The following is an 18,467-nucleotide window of genomic DNA, read 5'->3' on the forward strand; positions in this document are numbered from 1 at the left end:
TGTCACCCTCATTTGCATCGCGACGATGACCAACTCCGTTGCGGCAAACGCCAGCCCGGACTCTCAGCGGGCGCGTTATTGCGCCCCGTTGGCCGACGCCGTCGCATCGCAGGCGGCCGGCTCCGGCGCGGCTTTCGTCCGCAGTTATGAGCACGGAGAAGACGAGAGCGGCCTGCCCGCCGGCTTGGCTTCAACTGCATTTGTCTACGATAACGCTCTCGCGGCGATCGCGCTGATTGCCTGCGGAAACGTGGCCAGCGCAACCACCATCGGCAATGCCTTGAGCCTTGCGGCCCGCAACGACCGCACGTTTAAAGATGGCCGCATTCGGAATGCTTATCGGCCCGGGCCGGTTAGTAGAGGGCCTCCGGCATTGCCGGGCTGGTGGGATGACAAGCAAAAGCTTTGGGCTGAAGACGCGGCCCAGGACGGCACCTCGACAGGCAACGTCGCCTGGGCTGCCTTGGCATTACTAACGCTGCATCAAGCAACGAAACAGGCCTCCTATCTAGTGGACGCCGAGCGCCTGATTGATTGGGTGATTGGGAACGTCTCCACCGGCAGCGGATTCCGCGGAGGATTCCACGGTTACGACCCGCAGCAGGTGAAACTCACCTGGATATCGACTGAACATAATGTCGATGTGTATGCGGCGGCCACCTGGCTATCCCGTCTAACGGGCGAGCGAAAATATGCCGATGCGGCATTCCAGGCCCGGCAGTTTCTCGAAAGAGCCTTCGCTGTCGATCATTTCCTGTTGGGAACCAAGCCCGACGGCAGTCTCGCCGATCCGTCGATGCTCGTATTGGACGTGCAGCTCTGGCCATGGATGGCAATCCCGGATGCGCCGGCGCAATGGCGATCTGCCCTCAATTTTGCGGCCACACATTTGGCTGTGAAGGACGGCTTCGATTTCAACGGTGACCGCGACGGCCTGTGGGTCGAAGGGACCGCGCAGGCGTCGTTGGCCTATCGAATCGCGAGCGATCCCCACCGCAGCGCGCAGTTGCTGGCGACGCTGGAGGCCGATCGAACGCCATCCGGCTTTCTCAACGCAACCCGGGGTGAGCGCGTATCAACGGGCCTTTCGATCAACCCGACGCCCGCGGCGACAGAAGCGGACTTTTTCTACTTCAGACGTCCTCATCTGGGAGCTACCGCCTGGGCAACGCTGGCGGCGACGGCGTGGAATCCATTTACCGGCAGAAAGGTGGATTGATGTTCGAAAGCGCCGCGGACAATTCATCCATCTTGTCGATCGATCTTGGCCTGCTGATCGGGCTGCTCGTGATGGGGCGGCTGCTTGATCCCTTGCAGGCCCTTGATCGGATCTTGTTCGGATCGACCGCCGGCGCGTTGCTGATGATGTATGCGCTGTGGCGCTGGCATGACACGCTCCCGACATTCGCATTTTCCATCCAGATTTTATGGGAGTATTTCTTCTTTGCGCTCGAAGCACTCGCCATCGTCTACACGCTGATGTCGATTGTGATTCTTTTTCGCAATATCGACCGGTCCGGGCAGGCTGATGCGGCGCAAAGCAGAATGGAACACGAAGGCGATTTCCCGCCCGTCGATGTCTTTATTTGCACCTATGACGAACCGCTCGAGATCCTAGAGAGGTCAGTTCTGACCGCCCTGGCATTGGACTATCCAACTGCCACCGTCTGGGTTCTGGACGATACAAGGCGAAAATGGCTCCGCGAATATTGTGAAGCGGTCGGCGCGCGCTACGTGACCCGGGACAACAACAGAGACGCCAAGGCGGGAAACCTCAACAACGGTCTTGCGGTCACGGCAGCCCAGACCAACGCCCCGCTCATCCTGGTGCTGGATGCGGATTTTGCTCCCCGCCCCGATTTTCTGAAGCGCACAGTTGGATTGCTTTCGAATCCGGACGTTGCCGTGGTTCAGACACCGCAGTTCTATTACAATCCCGATCCGATCCAGCACAATCTGCTGGCCGCGCAAAGTTGGGTCGACGACCAACGCTTCTTTTTCGACGTATTTCAGCCGGCCAAGGATGCGTGGGGATGCGCGTTCTGTGTCGGGACGTCCTTTGTCGTTCGCCGCGATCGGCTGACCGAGATCGGCGGATTTCCGAGCCAGGCGATCTCGGAAGATATCAATCTGACCTACACGATGCTGGCGAACGGCTACCAGACCTGGTGGCTGAACGAGAAACTCAGCATCGGCTTATCGGCCGAGGGAATACCCGAATACATCACGCAAAGGGCCCGCTGGTGCCTTGGAACGATTCAAGTGGCTCTGCTTCGCGACGGGCCGTTGTTTGGATCGGGATTTACGTTCACCCAAAGATGGCACTACCTGCACGGCGTGTTGAATTGGTTCTGTAAGCCATTCCTGGTGCTGCTGCTGATTGCGCCTCCAATCTATTGGTTTGCAGGCATGCCGGCGTTCGAGACGAATTATCTTTCATTCCTCCGATATGGCGTGCCGGCCCTGCTTAGTCAGATCATTTACATGGCCTGGATTTCGAGGTCGCGCACGCTGCCGTTTTTTATGGAAGCAACCCATGCCGTGACGGCTTTTGCGGTTACCGTCACGCTTCTCAGCGCTGCGGTCAAACCGTTCGGCCGGCCGTTCAAGGTTACCGACAAGGGCGGCGACCGCTCCGCCCACCGGACGCATTGGAAACTCGCATCGGTGTTCGGCCTGATCTCGCTAAGCTCTGCTGTGAGCATCGTTTGGGCGTTTGTCTCGCCATATGCGGCGAGCGAAATCTCCTCTCTCGATTTCTTCAATTTGCTCTGGGCCGGCATCGCGATGCTAATCGCGTTCATCGCGTTCCTGGTCTGCTTCGAGTTACCGCGCGGCGAGGCACTGTTCGCGGTCGATGAAGCGGCGATTCTTGCACTGGACGATGATGTTATCTCCGCTCTTGTCACGGGACTCTCGACATCCACTGCGCAGATATCCCTGAACCGAAATGTTCCGGCGCGCCTGTCCAATCAAACCGTTCAGCTTTATCTTGATGCGCTTGGGTGGATCGAAGCGGAAGTTTCAAGTTGTTCCGAAGCTGCCATTGGACTATGCCTTCGACCTACACTCACGCAGCATCAGCAACTCGTGGTCAGGCTGTTCGGCACGTCGTACAGTAACGTTGCCGATACCGCCAGCATGAGCGGAGCAATCTTAGGAATGCTATCGAGAGGGTTTCGAGGACATTGACCTAGGTAGGCCCGCTTAGCGAAGTTGGGTAAGGGCTTTGCCATCTCGTGTCTTTAATGTGCCAATCGCGCAGCACCAGTGCCGGCCGCGCAGCGCGACCCCTTGGCGCCTTCAAACCTTTGAGGCCCCATACCCATCCGGCCAACCAGCGCGGGCGATGTTTCCCGGCCCCTTGCGCGCGCATACCGCCGAGCATTGCGTCCACGCGGAGGGTCACGATTGCGGGAAATAAATTCCATGCCCGACACAAAAAATAGATTGGACGTTACGACTAGAGCGGCGCCAAACTGCAGCATGGGCCGGTCCAATTCATCTGAGCGATGCGAGCACTGCGGCGCCTTGATGGTGCTGGTGACGCCAACTGATGGTAAAGGGCCGGGAGCGCTTCGATGCTGGGAATGCGATCGGATTGACCCGATGCAGCTGCAATCGACCGCGGCGTGGCTTGTCGGCGAGCTTCGCCCTCCGAAGTAATCGGGAAGCCCGAACACTGGCTTGCTTTCGTAATCGATCTCTCGCCAGCTTTCGGCTGCCTCCCTCACGAGAAGCTGATGCGCAGTATCAAGCTCTACGGCAGCATTGTGATTCTTTCAACGCCCGCGCGCTTCGTCGAGATCGGGGCCTATAAGGGGCGTTCATCCTGCTAACTCGCCGAACGTATCGCCGAGACCGGCAAGGCCATTCACTTTGACGTCGTCGACACGTTCGCCGGCGATCCCGACGTCGGCGAGCGGGATCTCCGGCCCGAATTCTCCGCCAATCTCGCGCGCGCTGGCGTCCTGGCGCGCGTCGAGGCGCATCGCTGGGGGCAACTATCTGCTTCCGCCCAACGAGCACGTGGCGCGAGTCGGCTCGGTCTGCGGCACGCACGCCTATATCGTCAACATGGAGGTACAACCGGAGATCGAGGCCGGCTTCGGCGACTTGCGCCGCGTGATCGACGAGCACGGCGCTGGATGCGGTCAAGCACGATCGGTTCTATGTCCTACCCCACGGACAGATCGCGGCAAACGTTGCGGTAAGGATGAAGGACATCGTGGATGGGCGATTCAACAACGCAGGCCTGCCGCCGCCGACCGCACTGCTTGCCGAGCAGACCGAAGACGACTGGAACGGCATCGCGCTGCGTTCAGTGCTGTCGCCTCATGAAACCATCGAAGAATGCTGCAAGTTGCGCATAGCCATCGAGCGGAAGAACGTGTGCGACGTATTGATCCGGCCGGACGATCACCATGCACCCCCGTGCGCGATCGATGCCGCGCAAGGTGAAGATGTCATTGCCGCTCTTTAGGTCGGCGCAGAACAGTTTTTCGTAATCGCAAAGTCCGTAACGACCCTTCCGCGGCAGGAGGAAGGACGGCATGGCCTCGATGGCGAGCTCGTGATGACTCTGCTGGAAAACCGCACGGACATCGATCACCGAGTCGATGTCCTCGCCCGTCGGGGTATATTCCGCCACGGGAGAGTTTTGTCCTTCAGCGAGAAAATCGCACAGGCCGCGGATGCCGGAGCTGGGCCCGGTGGGACCCTCCGCGCCGGCAAAGGCGAAGATGCGCCAGCGGCCATCCGCCTTGGCCACGTGACCGAGCTGGAGCGGCTTGGCGTCCGCCAGGCGGATGACCGGCGCGGAATGAAAGCGCATGCCGATCGTCAGCCCCTCGGCCAGATGCTGATGGGTCGCTTCGCCGGTGAGGATCGAGGGACTGTAATGGGCCGCGGTCCCCGCCGTGTAGCGCCCGTGCCTGGCGAAATACCGCTGCGTCTCGGCCGGATCGAACCCTTTGCTTGATGCAAGCAAGGCGGCCCATTCGCGATCGAAGTCGATCAGCTCCTTGGCGATGGCCTGACGTTCTGCCGAGTAGCTGTGCAGGAGACTGGGTGCGCAGCGCTTCCGCAGCACGGAGGCCAGTTTCCATCCGAGATTAAAGCCGTCTTGCATGGAAACGTTCATGCCCTGGCCCGCTTTCGGGCTGTGCGTGTGGCAGGCGTCGCCGGCGATGAAAACGCACGGCAAACGTTTCACGACGTCCTCTTCCGGCACGTCGTCGAACTTGTCGCAGAGCCGCTGGCCGATCTCATAGACCGACCACCAGGGTACTTCCTTCACGTCGAGCGAATGTGGCCTGAGAATGCGCCGCGCCGCCGCGATCAGGTCGTCGGGCGTGATGTTGCGATTGGAAATCCTTTCACCGGCGTCGAGCTTGTCCAGCTCGATATAGAGGCGAAAAAGATAGCCCCCTTCTCGCGGGATGATGAGGATGCTGCCGTCGTTGGCGGACTGGATCAATGACTTGAAGCGGATATCCGGAAAGTCGGTGACGGCCAGCGCGTCCATCACTCCCCAGGCGTGGTTGGCGGAGTCCCCGTGCAGCGTGCGTCCGATGTTCTTGCGCACGGTGCTTCGCGCTCCGTCGCAACCCACCACGTAGCGAGCCCTGATCGTCTCGGTCTGTCCCTCATGCGGGGGATCGAGACGCTTGAGCCTGGCGATCACCCGATAGGGATGGGCATTGTCGCCTGTGGCCGCCTGCTCGATCTGAAGATCGAGCAGGCAGCGGGCATAGTAAGGCTTGAGGAGTGCCGGCGATTTGCGCATGACGTCCAGCCAGAAGTCGTGCACCCGCGCCTGGTTCAGAACGACATGCGGAAACTCCGACAGCCCGTCTTCGGTGTCCTGCACCCTTCCGCTGCGAACGATCCGATCTGGCTGCTGTTGGTCGGGCTTCCAGAATGTCGTCTCATTGATCCAGCAGGCCTCCTTGAGCACGCCCTCGCTAAAGCCGAAGGCCTCGAACATCTCCATCGTGCGACAGGCGATACCATCAGCCTGGCCGCGGAGAAGCGGGCCCGGCTTCTGTTCGACGATGCAGGTCTTGATATCGGCAAAGGCAGACAGCTGGGCCGCCAGGGTCAACCCGGCCGGTCCGCAGCCGACGATGAGGACGTCCACCTCCTCCGGAACCGTACCGGAGGATCCGGGCGCCGCATGGCGCAGGGCCGGGTCCGAGATCTCGGGGTCGCCGGCTTCAAATCCGTTCAGATGAAATTGCACGAAACCTCCCCGTGTCTCACGCGCCTTCCGGGCCGGCCGTGGCTCGTACTGATGCCGGTCAACGCGCCCGGGGCGGCTGCACCATGGGCTGCGTCATTATCTGCGGGGTCTACAGCACCCACGTCCATTTGCTCAGTATACTGATTATCAGTATACTTGTCAACGAGAGCCGGAGGGTTGAATGACGGACAACAATGACAAGCCTGGGCATCTGGCGCGCCGGTTCCAGCAGATCGCGGCGGCGATTTTCCATGCCGAGGTCGACGAGGCCGGGTACGACCTCACGCCCGTCCAGTACGCAGCACTCACCGCGGTCGCGATGCATCCAGCAATCGATCAAGCGACACTTGCCGGATTGATCGCCTATGACCGGACGACCATCACCGGTGTTGTGGATCGGCTGGTGCAGAAGGGCTTGCTGGTGCGGCACGCAAGCAACAGGGACAGGCGCGCCCATGAGTTGCAGATCACCGATGAGGGGCGGCGAATCCTTGTCGGGATCGAGCCGGCCGTGGAGGCGGCCCAGCGGATCATGTTGCGTGGCCTGACTCCAAAAGAGGCAGAGACGTTCATGCGGCTGTTGCGCAAGGCCATCGCTGCCGGCAACGAACTGAGCCGCGCGCCGTTGCGAGACGCTTAAATAGTCGCTGTTTTATCGCGTACCATCCGGATTTTGGCGCTAAAGGAGTCAAAGCATCAGGTAGGCGAGAATACGATTCCTAATCGTCAGCCCGAGGCCTGAACTCTTCCGGACCGGAAAAGACGCTCAAGACTACATTCGAAGCGAAACCAGTTCTTTCGTGGCATCCGGGCGCTCAGGGCAGTGCGTCTGTACCAGGTTAAAGCCTCGGCGGAATTTGAACTTGCCTCGTCCAAGCATCTGTATAGAGTCAACCGACTGGACGGTTGATTATTTACCTAGGAGCGCGATGATGCTAAACGCCAGGGGCGCCCTCGCGGGTCTGCGGGTCATCGATATGACGCACGCGCTCGCCGGACCCTTCTGCACGCAGGTGCTCGCCGACCACGGCGCGGACGTTATGAAGATCGAGCCGCTGGAAGGCGATTTCTTTCGCAATATCGGGCCTTGGCGCGACGACGACAAGGCCCGACACTTCGGCGGCCTGTTCCAGGCCTGCAACCGCAACAAGAGGTCGCTCGCCGTCAATCTCAAGGATCCGCAGGGCGCGGCGCTCGTGCGCGAGCTTGTGCGTGGCGCGGACGCGCTTGTCGAAAACTACCGCGCCGGCGCGATGGAGAAGCTGGGGCTCGGATACGACTCCCTCAAAGTGGAGAACCCGCGGCTCGTTTATACATCGATCCGCGGCTTCGGTGACGTCGCAGGCGGCCGCAGCCCTTACATGAGCTGGCCCTCCTTCGATATCGTCGCGCAGGCGATGGGCGGCTGGATGGGCGTCACCGGCACGGACGCCGACCACCCGGTCAAGGTCGGTGGCGGACCCGGCGATACGGTGACCGGTCTATTCGCGGCGTTCGGCACGATGGCGGCACTCTGGCAGGCGCGCACAACGGGGGAGGGGCAATATGTCGACACCGCCATGGTTGATTGCGTGCTCGCCCTGTCGGAATCGGTTGTCAGCCATTACGCCTATCGCGGCGTGTCGCTGGAGCCTATGGGCAACGCCATGCCGGGCATCGCGCCGTTCGATACCTATCGTTGCTGCGACGGCATCATCGCGATCGCGGCGCCGCACGATCCGCAGTGGACCGAGCTTTGCCGCCTGATGGACCGGACCGAACTGCTGGCCGATCCGCGGTTCGCGAGCGAACAACTGCGCTGGGAGAATCGCAACGCCGTGCGCGACGCGATCGAGGCCTTCACCGAAGTCCGCACCAAGGAGGAGCTTCGCGGGATATTCGGTGGGCGCGTCCCGTTCAGTCCGATCTATTGCGCCGCGGACATTTTCGCCGATCCCCATTTCGCGGTGCGCGACATGCTGCCCGAACTGGAGCATCCGGGCTCCGCCCGGCCGGCCGCGGTGCCCGGCGTGCCGGTCAAGCTCTCGCGAACGCCGGGAAGCGTGCGTCATCGCGCGCCCTTGGTTGGCGAACATACCCGCGATATCCTTGCCCAGATGGGCATTGAGCCGGAACGGATCGAGCGGCTGGCGCAATCGGGCGCGGTCGCGGTACGATGAGTCCATGACCAGCAAATCCGCACCCAGCATCGCCGCGCCGCCAACCGCGGCGAGTCCGCCCGGGCGTAAGCGCCGTGCCCCCGGCCAGAAGCACGAGGACAAGCGCATCGCGATCCTGCGTATGGCTGCGCAACTCTTCGCCGAAAACGGCTACGATACGACGTCGCTCGATGCCATCGCCGACGGCGTCGGCATCCACAAGGCGACGCTGTACCACTACCTTCCGAACAAGGAGACTATCCTCTATCAGTGCCTGCTCGCCTCGTTCGAGGATCTGGACGTCGAGATCGCGGCGATGCGCGACCGGTCCGTTCCCGTGCTCGATCGGCTGCGCCGCTTCGTGCGTTCGCTTGCGCGCGCGCAGAACGGCGATTTCGGCCGCTGCCTCGTGCTTGTCGGCGAACGTCCCCTGGCGCTGGCGCCGGGCGGCAAGATCAAGGAATTCCAGCGGCGGCTCGACATGGCCGTGCGCGAGTTGACGCTGGAAGGCGTGTTGAGCGGGCAATTGCGCCCGGTCGATCCGGGCCTCGTCTCGGCAATGCTGTTCGGCGCGCTGAACTGGGTTCCGCGCTGGTTCCGTCCGGACAAGCGGCTGTCGCTGGATGAAGTGGCGGACGCTTTCGTCGACATGCTCGCGCTGGGAGTGGTTCCGCGCGCCTGACCAGCCGGTCTCACATCGCGCGCGAAATCAGGTCCTTCAGCGTTTCGTTGCTGCCGCCGTAAATGCGTTGCACGCGCGCGTCGAGGTAGAGCTGCGCGATCGGCGAATCCGTCATGTAGCCGTAACCGCCGAACAGCTGCAGACAGTGGTCGATGATCTCGCACTGTTTGTCCGAGCACCAGTATTTGGCCATGATCGCCTCGGCGGGATCGATCTCCTCGCCGTTGGATAGCTCCATGACCAGACGGTCGACGAAGGTGCGGGCGATGCGCACCTCGGTGGCGCATTCGGCGAGCGTGAACTTCGTGTTCTGAAAATCCCAGAGGGTCTGGCCGAGCATCTTGCGGTTCCTGGCGTGCCCCAGCGCAAGCTCGATCGCGCGCTCGGCCGTTGCGACGCCGGTGACGGCGATCGACAGGCGCTCGCGCACGAACACGTCCATGAGCTGCCCGAAGCCGCGGCCTTCAACCCCGCCGATCAGGTTCTCGGCGGGAATGCGCGCGTCGTCCAGAAATATCTCGCAGGTATCGAGCCCGTTCTGGCCGATCTTTTCGAGCACCCGGCTGATCTTGAAGCCGGGCGTCTTTTTTGTCTCGACCATGAACAGCGAGATGCCCTTTGCACCACCGCCTCCGGTGCGCGCCGCGACGAGCGACAGTTCGGCCTGGCGCCCTTGCGTGATGAAGACCTTGTTTCCATTGAGGACGTAGGAATCGTCGTCGCGCCTTGCGGTCGTGCGCAGCGCCTTCACGTCGGTCCCGGCGTCCGGCTCGGTAATGCAGACCGACAATCCCTTTCGGCCGGCGGCAATGTCCGGCATCCAGCGCAAGTTCTGTTCGTGCGTGGCCGTGTGCAGCAGAAAATGCGGCGCATTGAGCGCGCCGGGCACGAAGCCGAAAGCCGTGTCGCAGATGCGCGCCTGCTCTTCCATGACCACTACCTCATGCGCAAAGCTCGCGCCTTGGCCGCCGTACTGCTCCGGTACGCTCATACAGACGAGGCCGAGTTCGCCGGCCTTCAGCCAGACCGAGCGATCGATCTGGTGTTGTTTGCGCCAGCGGTTGGCGTGTGGCGCGACTTCCTCCTCGAAGAAGCGACGCGCCGTCGTGCGCAAGATGTCCAGTTCGGGGGTCATCCAGGGGGAGCGGTAGGGCTTCAAGGCTTCGCCTCCAACATTTCCGGACCAATCGCGGCGCCGGTGGGGCCTGTTTTGGCCCCGTGCCTCTAGTTACCTTACGATCGGTCGGTCAAAAAGTCAACCGACTAGTCGGTTGACTTTTACATTCGTGGTCTTTAATCTTCTTTGAGGGAAGCACGCAATTTGAGCGATCCGCAGATCGCCGGAGAACATCCTCATGAAGATCGTCCAGGTTGAATGTGTGCCGGTATCGACGCCGATGAAGAAGCCGGTGATCATGCCAAACACGCGCATCGACCGGATCGATAGTGTGGTGATGAAAATCACGACCGACGATGGCCGTGTCGGTATTTCCGATTCCGGCGACACGTCATCCTGGTACCGCGGCGAGCTGCAGGACTCGATCGTTGGCATGGTCTGCCATGTTATCGCGCCGCGCATCCTGCTCGGCGAGGATCCGCGCCGTATCGAAAAAATCGTCGCCCGCATGGACCTTCTGGTGCGCGACAATAACCAGGCGAAGGCCATGGTCGATTTCGCCCTGCACGACCTCAAGGGTAAGATTCTCGACGTGCCCGTTTACGAATTGCTCGGTGGCCGAACGGTCGAAAGCGCAAGTCTTGGGTGGGTATTGTCCGCCGGGGCGCCGGACGAAGTTGCGATCGAGGCGAAGACAGCGCTGGCGAAAGGCTTCGCGCTGCTCAAGCTGAAGACGGGACACGGCACGCTCGAGGACGATCTTCATATGGCGCAGGCGGTACGCGAAACGGTCGGGCCCGACGTGCGGCTGACCATGGACGCGAACGGTTTCTGGACCTACGAGCAGGCCTTGCGTCTCATCCGCAAGCTCGACCCGCTGGACCTCGAACTGATCGAGCAGCCCCTGCCACATTGGGACATCGAGGGCATGGCGCGTCTGCGCGCGCAGGTGCGCACGCCGATCTACGCCGACGAATCCGCGCAGGAGATGCACCATATCAAGGAGATCATCGATCGACGCGCGGCCGATGGCTTGTTCATCAAGACACAGAAAGCCGGCGGGCTTCTCAAGTCGCAGCGCTGGCTGACGCTGGCGCGGCTGTCGGGCTTGCCCGTGATGTGCGGCTGCATGATCGGCTCGGGACTGGAGCACGGCCCGGCCGTGCATCTGTGGACCAGCAATCAATGGGCGTCGCAATATCTGAACGAATCGATCGGTCCGCTGATGATTCACGGCGTATGGGAGAGCAAGGACATTCCGGCAGGGGCCGACATTGCGCTCAATCCGCCGCGCTTCCAGAACGGGAAGACCTATCCGAACGAAGGTCCGGGATTCGGCATCGAGCTGAACGAAACGTTCCTGAGGAGGCACGCGACGAAGGGCAAGGAACCGCGTCGAGTAGACCTGTGAGTGCAGGCGCCGGCCCCCTTGCCGCAGTGACGGCGATCGAATTCGCCGGCCTCGGCCCTGCGCCTTTCGCCGGCATGATGCTCGCCGATCAGGGCGCGCGGGTCATCCGCATCGACCGAACGCCGAAAAGGAACGCGCCGAAATCCGCGCGCGACGGCGACGTGCTGTCGCGCGGCCGCGAATCGATAGCGCTCGATCTGAAGAAACCGGACGCGGTCGAGGTCGCGCTGCGTCTCATCGAGCGCGCGGACGTGCTGATCGAAGGCTTCCGTCCGGGCGTTATGGAGTCGCTCGGGCTCGGGCCTGACGTCTGCCTGCAACGCCGCCCCCGGCTCGTCTATGGGCGCGTAACGGGCTGGGGCCAGACGGGACCGCTGGCGCAAGCCGCAGGACATGACATCAATTACATCGCATTGACGGGAGCGCTGCATGCGGTGGGCCGACACGGCGATCCGCCGGTTCCGACAGCCGGCATGATCGGCGATTTCGGCGGAGGCGGCATGCTCCTGGCCTTCGGCATGCTGTGCGCGCTGCTGGAGGCGAAGCGATCGGGCAGGGGACAGGTCGTCGACGCTTCGGTCTGCGACGGCTCCGCACTGCTTGCTTCCCTGCTCTATGGCTGGCGCGCCACGGGCGCCTGGCATGCCGAGCCCGGAACAAACGTCGGCGACGGCGGCGCACCCTTCTTCAATGCCTATGCCTGCGCCGACGGCCGCTACATCTCGATCGGCTCGATCGAGCCGCAATTCTACGCGCTGCTGCGTGAGCGCTGCGGACTGACGGATCCCGTTTTCAAACGCCAGCTTGACGAGAGCCAGTGGCCTGCGCTCAAGGCGCGGCTCGCGGACACCTTTCGCCGGCGCACGCGTGCGGAATGGTGCGCCCTGCTCGAAGGCACCGATGTTTGCTTTGCGCCAGTGCTGTCCTTCGACGAAGCGCCGGCGCATCCCCACAATATCGCACGCGGCACGTTCGCCAAGGTCAACGGCGTGGCGCAGCCGGCGCCGGCGCCGAAGTTCGGCGGTACGCCGGCGCCCGCCTGCAAGCCCGTGCGCGCGGCGGGCGCCGATACGCGCCGGCTGCTGGCGGAAATCGGCTTCGAGGAAGCGACAACTCACCTGCTGCACACGAATACAGCCTGGACGGAAGCGCCGGGCTGAAACTGCACACACAAAGCCAAACGAGCCAGGAAATCCCGGCCAAGTCAGAGGGGAAACGTCATGAGCATACAGACCGGGGGTAAACCAATTGGGGAAACGACGACCGATACAATGACAGGCGGTCGCAGGTGGATCGTGATTGGTGCGGCCCTGGGTCTCGCCGTCGGGTTCGGCCCGATGTTCTTCAGCACCGCCGGCATTTTCCTGAAACCCATGGCGGAATCATTCCAGTGGACGCGGGCCGATGTCGCCCTGCTGCCAATGCTCGCCATGACCGGCACGGCGATCGGCGCGCCCATCGCCGGTTATGTCGCTGACCGCATCGGCTGGAGCAGGGTGATCGGCATCGGGATGGTTCTCTTCTCGCTGTTCGTGCTCGCGCTGGCTTTCGCGCCTCAGAGCCGGCTCTATATCGCGATCGCCGGTTTCGTCATTGGCCTTGCCGGCGCCGCCACGACAGCGGCAGGCTATCTTGCGATCTTGCCGCGCGTTTTCGACGCGCGTCTCGGCATGGCGTTGGGCCTCGGGATGCTTGGCACGGGCGTAGGCGGCTTTCTGATGCCGGTTGTCGCAGGTCGCCTCAGCGGCGTCTACGGCTGGCGCGTCTCTTATGCGGTCTTCGCCGCTCTTGCGCTCGTTCTGGGAGCGGTCGCGCATCGCATCATCTTCGCTAATCTGCCGGTCGACGACAGAGGCCCCGCAGCGCAGGCGCAGGACGCGGCGGCGCTAACGGGCGCGACCTTCGCCGAGGCGCTCGGAACATTCCGCTTCTGGCTTATCGCGGTCGTGATGTTTCTGATCTCAATGATCATCCTCGGTGGCTTCGTGCATCTCGCGCCATTCGCCACCGACCGCGGGCTGGGCGGCGACGTCGCGGCGACTGCGGCCGGAATCGTCGGGGCGGGGCTCGCCGTCTCGCGCGTCGGCGCAGGCTTCATTCTAGACCGGGTATTTGCGCCGCTCGTCGGACTCACCGCCTTCATCCTCGGCGCAGTTGGGTTCGTCATCCTCATCGCCATGCCGAACTCGCCCGCGCTCCTGCTGCTGTCGGCACTGCTGCTCGGCGTGTCGACCGGCACTGAAGGCGACCTGATCCCGTATATGGCTCGAAAATATTTCGGCAAGCGCGCGCTGGGCGCGATCTACGGCGCGCTGTTCGGCGCAGCCACGCTCGGCGGCGCGGCCGGTCCCCTCGTCTACGGTCTCGCCTTCGACCGGTTCAAATCCTACGCGCCGATCCACGCGGCGTCCGCGGTCGTCTGCGTGGTCTGTGCGCTTGCCATTCTCGCGCTCGGCCGATATCCCGCGGAATACCCCCGGAAAGGCGACACGCAGAGGATCTGGCGGTAAGGGAGGCGGTATTGAGACCCAACGGACGCGGTGCGCTCGAATCGCTCTACTTCACCTATCCCGACTTCACGTCGAAGCGGGCGCCGGAACTGGACGTCGCGGGTCTACGCCACCCGGTCGCGATCGTCGGCGCGGGCCCGGTCGGCATGACGGCGGCGCTTGCGCTCGCCCGCTACGGGGTGCGGTCAGTCCTGCTCGATCGCAAGAACACGTTCAATGACGGCAGCCGCGCCATCTGCATCGCACGGGCGAGTTTTCACATTCTCGAACAGATCGGCACGGTCGGGCCGTTTCTGGCGAAGTCGTTGGGATGGCGGCGCGGCCGCAGTTATTACCGCGGCGATGAAATCTACCGTTTCGAGATGCCGCATAGCGACAACGACAAATACCTGCCGATGTATAATCTGCAGCAGCAATATATCGAGCAGTTCCTATGGGACGCGGTCGAGAAGTGCGAGTTGATCGACGCGCGCTGGCGGGCTGAAGTCACGGGCGTCCGCAACGACAACGCGGGGGCGACGCTCGACGTGACCTCGCCCGAGGGCACCTACCCATTGCATTGCGGTTATATTCTCGCGGCCGACGGCGCGCGCAGCCCATTGCGCAATATGCTGGGGCTGCGCCTCCATGGCGACAACTACGAGGGCAGATATGTCATCGCCGACGTGCGCATGGCCCACGACTTCCCGACCGAGCGGCGCGCCTTTTTCGAACCCGCGGCCAATCCTGGCGGCACGGTGCTCATACATAGGCAGCCCGATGATATCTGGCGGATCGACTATCAGCTGCGCGCGGGCGAAAGCGAAGAGGATGCCTTGAAGGAATCCTCGATACGCGCGCGCGTGGGGGCAATTCTCGAGGAGATCGGGCACAAGGGCGACTGGGATCTCGAATGGTGGAGCGTCTATTCGGCAAACACGCTTTGCCTCGACGACTATCGCCGCGGCCGCGTGTTCTTCGTCGGCGACAGCGCGCATATCGTGCCGATCTTCGGTGTGCGCGGCCTGAACAACGGCATGGCTGATGCCTATAATATCGGCTGGAAGCTCGGCTATGTGCTGGCGGGCAACGCCGATCCTAAGCTGCTCGATTCCTATTCGCCGGAACGGCGCGGTGCCACGCTCGACGTTTTTGCGAACGCGACGAAGAGCACGCGCTTCATGACGCCGCCGACCCGAGGCTGGGCGCTGGTGCGCGAGGCTGCGCTGTCGCTTGCCGGGAAGCACGAGTTCGCGCGAAAATTCGCCGATCCCCGCCAAATGCAGCCCTATACCTACGGCGGAAGCCCGATCACCTGCTTTGCGCGAAACGATGCGGCATTTGCGCGAGGACCGGTCAGCGGCGCGCTCGCCGCGAATGCGAGGCTCAGCGATGGCAGTTATCTGCTCGACCACGCGGGCGCAGGATTCTCCGGCGTCTTTTTTGTCGATGAGACGTTGCGGGCTGAATCGGATGCGCTGTTCGCGCGTTTGCGCGCGCTCGATCTCCGGTTTACGTCGGTGGCGCTTGATGCGTCCAGCGAAGTCGCCCCGGTCTACGATGCACAGCCCGGAACCTTCTATCTGCTGCGGCCCGACCTGCACGTCGCCGGCCGCTGGCGCAGGTTCGACCCAGACGAGATCGCAGGTGCCTTGCGGACCTGCCTCGGAAAGGACGCCGCATGAGCGAAGCACGTTTCGACGAAATCGAGAAGATGTACGATGCGCTCGCTGAAGCGATCGATCGCGCGGGCCCGGCAAACGAGGCGCTGTTCCTAACTCGGCTGGCGTTGCTTCTTGGCGAGCAGCTTGGGGACAGCAAGGTCTTTCAAGATTGCCTCTCTGCCTCGCTCGATGACCTGGCCGAGCCTCCGTTTGCAGGCCAAAACGCCCTCACGGGTTAAGTTGATTTATTTTGAGGATTGAAGGGGTCTCATCTCACTCAAACAGACACCGTGACTGACCGCTGATCGCCGCAAAGCGAACCTTGACGTGAGCTAAACATAGGACAAACCGCGCGCTGTCGTTTTCGTTTGCCCGCCCGCAGAACCAAGGCCCGTTCAGCGGATTCACCCTCCAACGAGGTTGCGAGCGCCCAGAGGATGAGTTCGTCGAGAGCGCTCCATCCGCGTCCCTTCTCGATTACGGCCTTCGCGGATATCGGCCGACCACTGTTGGCGCAAAGCGGCCGTTCGTACTCGTAATGAGCGGTTATGGAACGTCCGCTGATGGCGTTGCCGAGATAGTCAGGAGTCATCTAGAGAAGACCAACAGCTCGCTCAAGGATGAGCCCGACGGCACACGATGTTGTCAGTAGGCTGCGGTCAGTGGATGGCGCATTGTCGATGACCTGCGATCAATGTGACGGCCGTGTCACCAACAGGAATCAGAAATGCTATCAGACGGCCCCAAATAGGTCATGAATCAGATCGAAGCTCACGCGGTGTGAAGCGAGGGCGTGCAACATGAATGAAGTATTTGAAAAATTCATTCAAGATCTCTCGATGCTCGATAACACGGCAGAAATCGAGCGTTTGTTGCGCCGAACCCTGGATCAATACGGCTTTCCGTGTTTCGCCTATCTAAGCTTCGCGCCAGGAGGCGATGACGACGACCCATTGGCAATGACGACGTATCCGAGTTCCTGGGTGCAGCAGTACTGCGCAAACCGGTACGACAGGATCGATCCGGTGATCGCGCGCTCAATCGCAACAACCCTTCCCTTCGCGTGGTCGGCCGACCGATTCGAGACAAAGCTAACCAACAAGCAAAAGTGGCTTTTGGAAGAGGCCAGCGAGTTCGGGATTCGGCATGGTGTCACCATTCCGATCCATGATCGCCAGGGAAAGGTTGCAACGCTCACGCTTGCCGCCTGCGAACCCCGTTTGCCGTTCAACGTCCGAGTCGAGCAATACCGCCATCAGCTACATCTCATTGCGATCTACCTGTATGCGCAACTGCGCAACGTAACGCCGGCGCTCATTTCACCGCTTCGTCCGTGTCTGACGCAGCGCGAGAGGTCGTGCCTGCAATGGGCGGCTCGCGGAAAGAGCGCTTTGGATACCGCGGAAATTATAAGCGTCAGCCGCCGAACGGTGGTCTTTCACACCGAGAACGCCAAGCGCAAACTGGGAGTAGCGACCGTGCAGCAGGCGGTCGCCAAGGGACTGATGTACGATATCATCAGCATGTAACCGCTCGTCGATGCAGTCTGAAATCTTCGCCCTGACCTGAGTCCGGTGACGGCGTTTCGGCTCGCCGATGGTTTGTCGAAGCGGGTCCTCGTATCACAGTTCTTCGCCAGCTGCGTCAGTGTCCATTAGCTAATAGTGTCAGCATTGTCGTCTTGTTCGGGGTCGGCGTGTTTCGGCCGCGTGGCGGCGCGCGGTCACGCGCAACCAACTGCAACTTATGGCGCTCCCGGCGCACGGGACACCTGTAAAGGTAGACAGCTCTAGCTGATGCTCACCGTCGGGTAATGTTCAACCCTAATCAACGGAATGAGAGCGCTGATGATAAGAATTGTCACGAACGACAACGCAGAACATCATGTCAGTAACTTGTATCAAATGCATCGCATTCGGAAGGCGGTCTTCAAGGACCGCCTCGGCTGGGACGTCACCGTAAAGGGCGAACTCGAGGTCGACGAGTACGACGCCTTGCGGCCGAGCTATCTGCTCTCGATAGACAGGTACGGTATCATTAACGGGTGCGTCCGCCTTCTGCCGACGACCGGCCCGAATATGCTTCGCGACATCTTTCCGTCTTTTGTAACCAGGGCAAGGGTGCCTCGCAGCGACCGGGTGTGGGAAGCCAGCCGATTTGCCGTGAGCGGGAACGCCACCCCGGCTGAAGCGGGCCTGTCACAAACGACCTACGACTTGCTGATCGGCGTACTGAGATTCGGCCTATCAAGCGGCATAACCACGATTGCCTGTGTCGTCGACGTGCGAATGGAGCGAATCCTGAGGCGTGCTGGCTGGCATCTCGAGCGCCTCGGCCCCGCGCGCCGAATCGGCAACACCATCGCGATGGCCGGACAGCTTGACGTGTCCGCGCAAATCCTCCGGCAGCTTGAAGCACGCAGGGGCCTCGCGCACGCCGCCGCGGCTTGATCGTCTACGCGCGACTGCACTCATCCCATTAGTCGAGATCGGAGCAAGAGACGTGAGCAACCCTTTCGACGAACAAGGCGGCGTCTTCGTCGTCCTGATCAATAACCAAGGTCAACATTCGCTCTGGCCCGCACCCGCCGAAATTCCGGCCGGCTGGTTCATCGCCTGCGAGCGGAGCAGCCGCCAGGCCTGCATCGAATACATCGCTGAGAATTGGACGGACATGCGTCCGAGAACCTGCGCCGATATCCGACGGTCGTGACCGCCGAGCC

At 62.0% G+C, this 18,467-nt stretch carries 16 protein-coding genes; 13 read left to right on the forward strand and 3 right to left on the reverse strand.

The window, feature by feature from the left end:
- The first annotated feature begins 25 nt into the window (after positions 1 to 25).
- Both B5525_RS15535 and B5525_RS15540 read left to right on the forward strand, forming a co-directional pair.
- The gene (locus B5525_RS15535) at positions 26 to 1,219 is read left to right on the forward strand and encodes a hypothetical protein (protein ID WP_079573414.1); all 1,194 of its coding nucleotides are present in this window, start codon (positions 26 to 28) and stop codon (positions 1,217 to 1,219) included.
- Positions 1,219 to 3,192: a glycosyltransferase family 2 protein gene (locus B5525_RS15540; RefSeq protein WP_079566783.1), complete on the forward strand. Its 1,974-nt coding sequence runs from the start codon at positions 1,219 to 1,221 to the stop codon at positions 3,190 to 3,192. Before B5525_RS15535 ends, B5525_RS15540 begins: the two co-directional genes overlap by 1 nt.
- Positions 3,193 to 3,827: 635 nt before the next feature.
- Here B5525_RS15540 and B5525_RS43960 read toward each other — a convergent pair.
- Positions 3,828 to 4,004 carry a hypothetical protein gene (locus B5525_RS43960; protein ID WP_154073250.1) on the reverse strand — a complete coding sequence of 59 codons (177 nt, stop codon included), beginning with the start codon at positions 4,002 to 4,004 and terminating at the stop codon, positions 3,828 to 3,830.
- A 317-nt stretch (positions 4,005 to 4,321) separates the two neighbouring features.
- Positions 4,322 to 6,244, reverse strand: coding sequence for an FAD-binding monooxygenase (locus tag B5525_RS15545; protein ID WP_079566784.1), 1,923 nt, complete (start codon positions 6,242 to 6,244; stop codon positions 4,322 to 4,324).
- 181 nt (positions 6,245 to 6,425) lie between these two features.
- On the opposite strand from B5525_RS15545, the gene B5525_RS15550 reads away from it, so the two are divergent.
- The 3 genes from B5525_RS15550 (at position 6,426) to B5525_RS15560 (ending at position 9,064) form a co-directional block, all read left to right on the forward strand.
- Entirely contained in the window at positions 6,426 to 6,884 is a 459-nt protein-coding gene (locus B5525_RS15550; protein WP_079566785.1) for a MarR family winged helix-turn-helix transcriptional regulator, read from the forward strand.
- Positions 6,885 to 7,176: 292 nt separating this feature from the next.
- Complete coding sequence (locus B5525_RS15555; RefSeq protein WP_197687926.1) at positions 7,177 to 8,403, forward strand: CaiB/BaiF CoA transferase family protein; 1,227 nt, start codon at positions 7,177 to 7,179, stop codon at positions 8,401 to 8,403.
- A gap of 4 nt (positions 8,404 to 8,407) precedes the next feature.
- Positions 8,408 to 9,064 carry a TetR/AcrR family transcriptional regulator gene (locus B5525_RS15560; RefSeq protein ID WP_079566787.1) on the forward strand — a complete coding sequence of 219 codons (657 nt, stop codon included), beginning with the start codon at positions 8,408 to 8,410 and terminating at the stop codon, positions 9,062 to 9,064.
- Positions 9,065 to 9,074: 10 nt separating this feature from the next.
- Here the strand turns inward: B5525_RS15560 and B5525_RS15565 are convergent, their stop codons facing one another.
- Positions 9,075 to 10,223 carry an acyl-CoA dehydrogenase family protein gene (locus B5525_RS15565; protein WP_244567912.1) on the reverse strand — a complete coding sequence of 383 codons (1,149 nt, stop codon included), beginning with the start codon at positions 10,221 to 10,223 and terminating at the stop codon, positions 9,075 to 9,077.
- Positions 10,224 to 10,419: 196 nt separating this feature from the next.
- Between B5525_RS15565 and B5525_RS15570 the strand changes: the two genes are divergently transcribed.
- From B5525_RS15570 to B5525_RS15610, 8 genes are all read left to right on the forward strand, one after another.
- A complete protein-coding gene (locus B5525_RS15570) occupies positions 10,420 to 11,592 on the forward strand; it encodes a mandelate racemase/muconate lactonizing enzyme family protein (RefSeq protein WP_079566789.1) in 1,173 nt (390 codons plus the stop codon).
- Positions 11,589 to 12,752 carry a CaiB/BaiF CoA transferase family protein gene (locus B5525_RS15575; RefSeq protein ID WP_079566790.1) on the forward strand — a complete coding sequence of 388 codons (1,164 nt, stop codon included), beginning with the start codon at positions 11,589 to 11,591 and terminating at the stop codon, positions 12,750 to 12,752. Before B5525_RS15570 ends, B5525_RS15575 begins: the two co-directional genes overlap by 4 nt.
- A 111-nt stretch (positions 12,753 to 12,863) precedes the next feature.
- Positions 12,864 to 14,102 carry an MFS transporter gene (locus B5525_RS15580; RefSeq protein ID WP_172899890.1) on the forward strand — a complete coding sequence of 413 codons (1,239 nt, stop codon included), beginning with the start codon at positions 12,864 to 12,866 and terminating at the stop codon, positions 14,100 to 14,102.
- 11 nt (positions 14,103 to 14,113) lie between these two features.
- Complete coding sequence (locus tag B5525_RS15585) at positions 14,114 to 15,766, forward strand: FAD-dependent monooxygenase (RefSeq protein WP_079566792.1); 1,653 nt, start codon at positions 14,114 to 14,116, stop codon at positions 15,764 to 15,766.
- Positions 15,763 to 15,984: a hypothetical protein gene (locus B5525_RS15590; RefSeq protein ID WP_079566793.1), complete on the forward strand. Its 222-nt coding sequence runs from the start codon at positions 15,763 to 15,765 to the stop codon at positions 15,982 to 15,984. Before B5525_RS15585 ends, B5525_RS15590 begins: the two co-directional genes overlap by 4 nt.
- A 561-nt stretch (positions 15,985 to 16,545) precedes the next feature.
- Positions 16,546 to 17,274, forward strand: coding sequence for a LuxR family transcriptional regulator (locus B5525_RS15600; protein ID WP_079566795.1), 729 nt, complete (start codon positions 16,546 to 16,548; stop codon positions 17,272 to 17,274).
- Between the two features lie 318 nt (positions 17,275 to 17,592).
- Positions 17,593 to 18,195 carry an acyl-homoserine-lactone synthase gene (locus tag B5525_RS15605; protein WP_172899891.1) on the forward strand — a complete coding sequence of 201 codons (603 nt, stop codon included), beginning with the start codon at positions 17,593 to 17,595 and terminating at the stop codon, positions 18,193 to 18,195.
- A gap of 52 nt (positions 18,196 to 18,247) precedes the next feature.
- Positions 18,248 to 18,457 carry an MbtH family protein gene (locus B5525_RS15610; protein ID WP_079566797.1) on the forward strand — a complete coding sequence of 70 codons (210 nt, stop codon included), beginning with the start codon at positions 18,248 to 18,250 and terminating at the stop codon, positions 18,455 to 18,457.
- Positions 18,458 to 18,467 lie beyond the last annotated feature (10 nt).

The organism is Bradyrhizobium erythrophlei, assembly GCF_900129505.1.
In the GTDB taxonomy this organism is placed as follows: domain Bacteria; phylum Pseudomonadota; class Alphaproteobacteria; order Rhizobiales; family Xanthobacteraceae; genus Bradyrhizobium; species Bradyrhizobium erythrophlei_D.